Source organism: Lactobacillus sp. UMNPBX19, assembly GCF_002553805.1.
Lineage (GTDB): Bacteria > Bacillota > Bacilli > Lactobacillales > Lactobacillaceae > Lactobacillus.
Genome location: NZ_PCYR01000040.1, coordinates 1 through 8,010, shown reverse-complemented (window position 1 = coordinate 8,010; position 8,010 = coordinate 1). Strand labels below are relative to the sequence as shown.

The window sequence follows — 8,010 nt, the reverse complement described above, 5'->3', positions numbered from 1 at the left end:
GTGCATGGTGCGGCGTAGTGCCGCGCGGTTGTAGACAGGAAGGCTCCTCAATAGCCTTAAGTAAGACAATCGCTCACTATCCCATCCTTCTAATAAAAGTGGGCGATTGGCTTACTCGCTATTGAGGAGACTTCCCATGTGGTCGTTGCCAAAGCGAAGCCGCACCATGCACAAAAGCCTTATATCCTTGAAATAACAAAAAATGCACCTGTATCTGGTGCATTTTTGTGTTCCATGAAAGATATAAGGGTATCAGGAATAGCCCTCCGCAATGCCGTGTCTGCCCTGCGCCGGTCGAGCCACGCCTGCGGACGCGTCTCTCCTTATCGGCTCGGTCAGCCAGTCAAAGCTACAGGCTATTCCTGATACCTAAATTGCACTACTCATTAAAATAGCAATTTTAATGATAGCTGGTATTAACCCGCATTTTTACGACATTTTTACCAGGACCATGTTTTTTACTTTGTGAAATAAAACCGTACACAATTCAAAAAGCCCATAAATTAGGCTTTTTATTTTTGCATATTTACAAAATTCACAAACTTTCCAGGTAACAAAAAAAGCGGTCAGTTGACCGCCGTCCTTAGACATGTCCTTACTCACGCAAGAACATTTCCTCAATCCTATAATTATTATAACATGGTAAAATAAATTTGGCATGTCTATGCCCCTACATCGCTGTAAAAAGCTAGAAAGGAGCAATATCATGCAAGAAGTAATTTTCTCAATCCTAACTATTCTGTTTTTGCACGAACTTCACTTAGTCCTACATGAACTAAATGAAATGCTTAAGCGTTAAAAGTAATGCATTAACAGACCAAAGCCGTCCTTCGGGGCGGCTTTTTTGGTAGCAAAAAGGCGATAGAATCGCACAAACGTGGGTTCCATCGCCTTTGGTAATTTGGTATAATATACCTAAATCAATAAAAAAAGCACTTACAGAATTGGTAGTTCGGGCAGGTGCTTTGATTAATATTTCGTTTGATAATATTATACAACAAGTTTTCCCTTGGTCAAAGGGCAAACTCTATTTAATGCAACACGAATAATTAATTAAAGCCCCTGCAAGTGCTTCACACACAGAAAGGGGCTTTTAAAATGCCAAAAAAGAATTATTACAATGTCAATCAAGAATATGCTGAGAAGTTTTACCAGCTTCCTATGGTCTTCTTTACCAATGAAAAGTATAAGCCACTGAAATTAGAAACTAAGGTGGCATACGCAATCCTTAAAGATCGTTTCTCCTACTCCGTTAAAAACAATTGGGTTGACGACAATGGCAATATTTACTTCATCTTCACTAACCAAGAGTTAATGAACATGCTTAATTGCGCTAAGGAAAAAGTAGTTAAGATCAAAAAGGAACTAGAAAAAGCAAATTTACTTGAGCAAAAAAGAATTGGATTGAATCAACCTAATAGATTATATTTGCTCCGACCAGAAGTAAATGCCGACGATGTGTACCTAATTTCACACCACAATGACCCCTCAGCCCTACAGCCACAAGGAAGTTCGATTTTCGAACTTCCAGACCACAAGGCCTCAGCCCTACAGCCACAAGGAAGTTCGATTTTCGAACTTCCGGAAAACGGGGCCTCAGCCCTACAGCCACAAGGAAGTTCGAAAATCGAACCCTATCTATACTATACTTCTTCTGAAGATACAATTAAGACACAGGAAAATACTCAATTAGATTTCTCCCCAAGTAATTACACTCCTGCAGAAATCGATGCACAAAATAAAGACTTAGTAAAAAATGCTGCTAACTACTACACTCAAACTGATACAAAAGACACAGTTATCTTTAACCAAGATACTTATAAACTGTTAAGTATGTGGGTTAAAACTCCTAAAGATTTGGCTAGAATAACTGGCATCGTTCTTAATGCTAAGAACAGTGTTGTTAAGGAGTTAAAAAAGCAAAATATAAAATATGCTGAAGCTGTTTTGAATATTGATGGTAATCGTAAGTTAAGTTCAAGTGATATTCAGTTCCTCAATGAAATGGGAATCGAGCCTCATAAACTACAAAAAGAAATCAGCAATACGATGAGACGGGTACTTAATCGGACGCGAAGAATATATGACGAAGGTAAAAAAGTTAATATCGAAAATTACATCTTTGGAGCTTATAAGAATATGTTCCAGAATTACGCGGATGAAATTCTAGAAAAAAGAGAAGCTATCAGCAATTAATATATGCGTGCATCAATGCGCACTAGTGCAAACAAAAGGAGAAAATTATGTCTAAAAAATTCTACACAGTCGCTGATATTGCAAAGTCTACAGGCTATAATCGTTCAACAATTACTCGTTGGCTGGCTAAGCATAAAATTAAAAATGCACAGATGAAAGGTAATGCACCTTTATACTCTGCACAAGTGTTAGAAGACTTTAAGAAAGCCCATGATAATAGGGATACTAAGCCAGATGCAAAGGAAGCTTTGATGCAGGAAAAAAATGCGCGCATTAAGGCACTATCTGAAGAAGTGGAATTCTTAAAATCACAGCTGGCTATTAAAGATCAACAGATAGATACAGCTAATAGATTAGCTGACCAGGCACAGAAATTAAATCTCGCTGATAAACCACAACTAATGCATAAAGACAGTGATGAGACGAGCTCTGAGAAGTTAGATTCAGATAAAAAGACTGATAAACACTGGTATAGTTGGATTTTTAGATAGATTAACTAAAAATGATAAAAAAATGTGTATTAACTATTGACATTTAATGCTAATTTTATAAAATGATAAACAAATTGAAAAAGGTTGTATTCACGTCATTAGTAACGCTTCTGTTAAGTGTTCCCACTGCTGAAGTAGTTTCAAATAGTGTGCAAGCTGCCGAAGTGACATCTTCTTCGACTCAAACGGCTTCTGATAGCAGTACACAGACTTTTCAAGTACCAACCAATGGTATTTCTTTTCAGAATGAACAATCATTAAATGAATCAAAAATTGGTTGGGGAAAAGGTGCTAAGGTTGCAGTTAAAGCAGTATTAAAAAATCGAAATAAATTAGTTAGTGCCGTAGGAAAAGTGGCAGGAAGAAAAGCTGCTGTAGAAGTTGGAAATGTTCTCAATAAAGTTACTCCCACGCTAAGAAAACTTTCAAGATGGGAAGATTTATCATTTAAGGCAGTTCAAGATCAAATTGCTAGTGCATTAATCGCATCACATGTTAACCCAAGTACCGCTAGAACATTAGCATATTGGATTAGATTAGGTCTGGAGTTGTTGGTCTAAAATGCATGAATCTGATGAATTAACATATACACTGTATTTGATGAGATCCGTTTTGCGTGATTGTATTGATAAACTGGATTTCCCACCTAATAGAGAAGCATTTCTCTTGTACTATGGGATTTCTTCAAAACAATCTGATGAAATTGACAAGCTATTTTTGGATATTCTCAGACAGAAGGACAAAATTAGTTTTACAGATTTCAAACAGATACTGAATGAAAAATTGGATACTGATTTTGACTCTCAGATTGTTAAAGCAATGTTGCAGGCATATAAAGATTATCAGCCATTGGCTATTTCAAAAATTATTGAGTAATACAATTCTATTTAATTATGGCTTTGCACAAAGCATAACTATTTGTTATAATAAAACCACATCAAGAAAGACATAAATTTAAGAAAAGAAACTAAGCAATGATGTATCGCGAAGAAAGTAATCGCAGAGAAAGCATCATTGCTTTTTTTGATGCTTTCGCAAGTAATTTTCGAGTTTCACACTCTCGACCTTTAACAGAAATCAATCTAAGAAAAAGGAGTGACTAAAATGGCACAAACCGCAGAATTAGTAGACAGAAAAGCTAAATTTGTGATGGGAACTAAGCTTGCTAAGGGCGGCCAGTATAACTTTACCCTTCAAAATTTGAAGGATGGAGCAACACCAGATGCAATTTATGCAGTAAGCGAAGCTTTAACAGATGTTTTTGACGCATCATGTGATGAAATCTATGCAGTAGACAACTCACGTGTTGTCCCACAAGCTTAATCATAGAAAGGAGAATAGACCATGAAGAAGGTTTTAAAATTAAAGTTTAAGACTGCAGAAGACAAAACTAGCATGATCACTGTTAGATATCCTAAGCAGGATCTTTCAGCTGAAACTGTTAAGTCTGCTATGCAAAAGATCGTTGATGCCGCAGCCTTTGAAAAAGACGGCGTAGCTATCTACGCTAAGGTTGTTGGTGCTGAGTACTACACCACTCAAACTGACGATATCTTTGCATCAGATGCAAAAGCTGAATAATGCTTAAGGGAAGGGATTTGGTTCCCTTCCCGTTTTTTGTAAGGAGAGAAAATGAAGGACTATCTAAATTTAGTAGGATATGCTCAGCCCATATATCGTAAATGTGAGCTTTGCAGTCGGGTTAAGGATGTCAGCTACCGCTTGGATGTTAAAAACGCTGAGAGCTCAAATATGCTGGTCGGATCGCTCGATTTATGCAAGGTTTGTGCTTCAAACATGGGTGAGATTATCCGGAAAGGATAAGATATGGACATTTTTAAGATGATTATGGATCAAGCTGCTGGGGTGGCAATCGCAATTTTGCTGATAATGCGCATAGAAACTAAGCTGGATGGGCTTACAAATGCTGTTATCAAGCTATCTGAAGCAATTCGGCCCACTGGCAAAGATTCATTGTAGACACACGACCAATTTCTATATTTATGCAATCGATGAAAAAAATCATAAATGAGTTCATAGAGGAAATGCGCCTGGAAGGCAAGGCTGGCGGTACTTTAAGGGAATATAAGCAACGATTAGAAGAGATTGAGACCTATCTCAACAATAAGAATTTAACTATACAAAATACAAAAAAGGCAGATTTATCAGATTACACTAAGACACTTTTTAAAAAGCGTCAGAAAATCACGACAATCAGAGGAAAATTATCGACTTTTAGGATATTTTGTTTATGGGCATTTAAGAAAGGCTATATAGCCGAAGTGATAATCAGTCCGGACGACTATCCAAAAAATGTCAGCGTCAATCGAGTAAAAAGATTAACGAATGAAGAATTACGCATTTTTAAAGCATATATTGAAAACTTGCAAGAGAATGCCAGAGCTGCTTTTTGGCTTCTGTATGGATCAGGCTGTCGTGTAGCTGAAGCTGCGCATCTTAGACCTGAAAACGTAACTCTTCGAGGAAAATCAGTTTTTATCGATATTAAAGACGCAAAATGGGGCAGTGATCGATGCATACCTATTATCAACGAAGAAGCCGCCAAGATCGTATGGAAGTATCGAAGCGAGCTTGAAATTGATAATCGACCGCTATTTAGGCTATCTAAGAGAACATTACAAGGATATGCCACTCAATTTGCAAAAGACACTGGCATAAATTTCCACTGTCACTTGCTGAGACACACCTTTGCGGCGCTTTTAACTGAAAAAGGCGTGCCCCTAACAACGATACAGTATCTCTTGGGACACAAGAGTTTAGGAATGACAGCTCATTATGCTCAATCAGCATTAGTAGATCTGTCAGACATTACACCAGAAATATAATTTTTATAAGGGAGAAAAAGAAGATGAACGACATTAAGATTTTAGGAAGATTAACTGACACACCAGAAATTAAGAGATCAGCATCAGGCCGTGATTATGCATGGTTTACAGTAGCTGTGCCACGTCAAAATAATCGCGATGAAGCTGACTTTATCCGTTGTGTTGCTTTTGACAAGCTGGCAGCTGCAATTGTTAAGCATTGCGGAAAAGGTCGTCAGGTACTGTGCAATGGGCGCTTACAAGTCTCAACTTCAATCGACGATGACACTAAACGCATCAGATATCATCACACGGTTGTGGTAGCTTCAACTCACTTCTTACATGATCCTAATAGAGCAAGTGCTATGGATCCTGCTATGGCTGCATAGTCTTTTATCACGAGAATGGCTGTCAACGGTACCGGAGCACGCAAAGCGTGTGAGGATAAGGAGTTGACAGCATCTATAAGCTTATAAAGCTATTAAAAAGGAAACCAAATTTATTTGGTCTTCCTGCCCAGCGGCGAGCGTTGGGGTTAGGGGCAAAGCCCCTTTTTTTATAACTTGTATGTACCCCCGGCTACTAATAGGGGGGTAATAAATACATGAATGCAGAAAAAAAGGATAGAGACAATGTTAAAAGTACAAATTGACTGGCTAGAGTTTACCGTGCTTAACACTCAATTACCCAAGGTGATTAACACGTTAGATCTTGGTTGGATGGATTTTTCACCGTTGGCCAAGAGAAGATTCGGGTACCATAATCAACTCAAATGGCAAGGTGGCAGTATTTTCGTCATGTTTACCGCCAATTCTGATGTTGTTGACCTGGATACTAAAATCAACCCGCAGAGCGGCATACACGTCATGATTACAGGACAAGGCTGCAGACAATACTCCGCAAAGCATGATCTAATGCACCTTATCCGCGTCCTCTCAGCACATGAACGCGTGAATTTTACGAGAATTGACCTGGCAGTCGATGATTTTGAATCAAAAATAGTCAGTTATGACAAAATTCACGATGCCGCGATCAAAGGGCACTTTACCTCTCGCTGGAGTAAATGGGACGAAGTCACGTCAAGACAAACGTCGACCAATGCATTTTTAGGTAGGACGATGTATTTCGGCTCTCAGGCTTCAGATCTTTTTTGCCGAGTATATGACAAGACGCTAGAGCGTAAGATTAATTCAGATCAGAAAGATATTCCTGAAAAATGGACACGCCTTGAAATGGTTTATCGCAAAGATCGCGCGAAAAAACTGGTAGATCACATGATAAATGGTCATAAATCTCCAGGCTACGTGCTGAGAGGAAGCCTCAAACAGTACTTACGATTTATTTTGCCGATAGCTGATCGAAATCAAGCCAGATGGCCCACGGCTCCTTGGTGGAGTGAACTTTTATCAAATGTCGAAAAACTACAGCTCACAATTGAAAAAGAAGATAAAACAATCGAAGACATGATTTCTTGGGTCGACCGTCAAATTTCTCCAACGCTTTCAGCTATTTTAGAGGCTCATGAGGGTGATTTAGCCTGGTTTAGATCAATTCTAGTCGAAGGCTCAAAAAGGCTCTCACAGAAGCATAAAGACGCAATTACACAATTTTTACAAAAGGAAGGAACTCCAGCATAATGTCACAAATGACTACTACAATTCAAACTCCACCAAGAACAGTAACTACCCAAAATTACCCTAGAATGGCTTATTGTTCAGCTATTACCACATCAACCCCTGAACACTATGAACGCTTGAAAATGCTTGGTATTAATACAGTAAGTGTGTGCTTGCACGTTTCAGGATTTGAGTATCATAAATTTGCAACCATTCATACTGACCTAGCGCGTAAGGCAGAGATGACCACACATGCTTTTATGATTACTGACCTTCATGAGCATATTGATGATGTCATTGCTTTTACCAAGCGTTTGGTAAAGCTCTATTACACCAGTAAGAGCAAAATTACCCTTTTGATAAACAGCGATAGATTCTGCAAGAATCGTGAAGAACGGATTATCGAAATGATCGATTTACTCTCTCGTTACCACGACCGCTCCTGCATTGATCTAGCCTTCTTCAAGCGTGACCTAGATGATGGCTTGTATGATCTGTCTAAACTGCCGAAAATGATTAATTTAACCATTATTAATTGCGGTGCCAAGGCTTCAGGCGTCCCGGAAGCTGGCACATGGGTTTATACTGATGAAGTGGAGGGCGATGTACAGTATCTGGCCTATGATTATTACGGCTACTATACTGACGACAGCGGCTATCAGCTTTCCTTGGTCGACTTTGACTATGTGGCACAACCTGGTGATACCTGGTACTCAATTGCACGCAGACATGGCATGCCTGTAGTTGATTTGCTCGCACTCAATCGGGCGATAGCAGAAGATCGCATATTTGCCGGACAAGTAGTCCGCATTGCTTAGTTTGCTTTTGTGCATGGTGCGGCGTAGTGCCGCGCGGTTGTAGACAGGAAGGCTCCTCAATAGC

Annotated in this window: 11 protein-coding genes; all 11 read left to right on the top strand. The window is 39.1% G+C overall.

The window, feature by feature from the left end:
* The first annotated feature begins 1,098 nt into the window (after positions 1-1,098).
* The 11 genes from CP370_RS08605 to CP370_RS10110 all read left to right on the top strand — a co-directional run bounded on the left by CP370_RS08605 (position 1,099) and on the right by CP370_RS10110 (position 7,946).
* A complete protein-coding gene (locus CP370_RS08605; protein ID WP_087712501.1) occupies positions 1,099-2,196 on the top strand; it encodes a replication initiator protein A in 1,098 nt (365 codons plus the stop codon).
* 47 nt (positions 2,197-2,243) lie between these two features.
* Entirely contained in the window at positions 2,244-2,687 is a 444-nt protein-coding gene (locus CP370_RS08600; protein ID WP_087712500.1) for a hypothetical protein, read from the top strand.
* Between the two features lie 74 nt (positions 2,688-2,761).
* Positions 2,762-3,247, top strand: a complete 486-nt coding sequence (locus CP370_RS08595; protein ID WP_087712499.1) for a hypothetical protein — start codon at positions 2,762-2,764, stop codon at positions 3,245-3,247.
* Between the two features lies 1 nt (position 3,248).
* Positions 3,249-3,563: a hypothetical protein gene (locus CP370_RS08590; RefSeq protein ID WP_087712498.1), complete on the top strand. Its 315-nt coding sequence runs from the start codon at positions 3,249-3,251 to the stop codon at positions 3,561-3,563.
* Between the two features lie 228 nt (positions 3,564-3,791).
* Entirely contained in the window at positions 3,792-4,010 is a 219-nt protein-coding gene (locus CP370_RS08585) for a hypothetical protein (RefSeq protein ID WP_087712497.1), read from the top strand.
* 21 nt (positions 4,011-4,031) lie between these two features.
* Positions 4,032-4,268 carry a DUF2922 domain-containing protein gene (locus tag CP370_RS08580; RefSeq protein ID WP_087712496.1) on the top strand — a complete coding sequence of 79 codons (237 nt, stop codon included), beginning with the start codon at positions 4,032-4,034 and terminating at the stop codon, positions 4,266-4,268.
* Positions 4,269-4,514: 246 nt separating this feature from the next.
* Complete coding sequence (locus CP370_RS08570) at positions 4,515-4,667, top strand: YvrJ family protein (RefSeq protein WP_087712505.1); 153 nt, start codon at positions 4,515-4,517, stop codon at positions 4,665-4,667.
* 23 nt (positions 4,668-4,690) lie between these two features.
* Positions 4,691-5,533 (top strand): tyrosine-type recombinase/integrase, encoded by an 843-nt coding sequence (locus CP370_RS08565; protein WP_087712504.1) that lies wholly within the window; start codon positions 4,691-4,693, stop codon positions 5,531-5,533.
* 23 nt (positions 5,534-5,556) lie between these two features.
* Entirely contained in the window at positions 5,557-5,901 is a 345-nt protein-coding gene (locus CP370_RS08560) for a single-stranded DNA-binding protein (RefSeq protein ID WP_087712503.1), read from the top strand.
* Positions 5,902-6,144: 243 nt separating this feature from the next.
* Entirely contained in the window at positions 6,145-7,149 is a 1,005-nt protein-coding gene (locus tag CP370_RS08555; protein WP_232457381.1) for a replication initiation factor domain-containing protein, read from the top strand.
* On the top strand, positions 7,149-7,946 hold the full coding sequence (locus CP370_RS10110; RefSeq protein ID WP_232457380.1) for a LysM domain-containing protein: 798 nt from the start codon (positions 7,149-7,151) through the stop codon (positions 7,944-7,946). Before CP370_RS08555 ends, CP370_RS10110 begins: the two co-directional genes overlap by 1 nt.
* Positions 7,947-8,010: the final 64 nt, after the last annotated feature.

What these genes read in the sequence shown, in the direction of transcription:
- CP370_RS08600 (WP_087712500.1), top strand. Translation starts at nt 2,244, where the DNA reads ATGTCTAAAAAATTCTACACAGTCGCTGATATTGCAAAGTCTACAGGC.
- CP370_RS08565 (WP_087712504.1), top strand. Translation starts at nt 4,691, where the DNA reads ATGCAATCGATGAAAAAAATCATAAATGAGTTCATAGAGGAAATGCGC.
- CP370_RS08560 (WP_087712503.1), top strand. Translation starts at nt 5,557, where the DNA reads ATGAACGACATTAAGATTTTAGGAAGATTAACTGACACACCAGAAATT.
- CP370_RS08580 (WP_087712496.1), top strand. Translation starts at nt 4,032, where the DNA reads ATGAAGAAGGTTTTAAAATTAAAGTTTAAGACTGCAGAAGACAAAACT.
- CP370_RS08570 (WP_087712505.1), top strand. Translation starts at nt 4,515, where the DNA reads ATGGACATTTTTAAGATGATTATGGATCAAGCTGCTGGGGTGGCAATC.
- CP370_RS08590 (WP_087712498.1), top strand. Translation starts at nt 3,249, where the DNA reads ATGCATGAATCTGATGAATTAACATATACACTGTATTTGATGAGATCC.
- CP370_RS08585 (WP_087712497.1), top strand. Translation starts at nt 3,792, where the DNA reads ATGGCACAAACCGCAGAATTAGTAGACAGAAAAGCTAAATTTGTGATG.
- CP370_RS08605 (WP_087712501.1), top strand. Translation starts at nt 1,099, where the DNA reads ATGCCAAAAAAGAATTATTACAATGTCAATCAAGAATATGCTGAGAAG.
- CP370_RS08555 (WP_232457381.1), top strand. Translation starts at nt 6,145, where the DNA reads ATGTTAAAAGTACAAATTGACTGGCTAGAGTTTACCGTGCTTAACACT.
- CP370_RS10110 (WP_232457380.1), top strand. Translation starts at nt 7,149, where the DNA reads ATGTCACAAATGACTACTACAATTCAAACTCCACCAAGAACAGTAACT.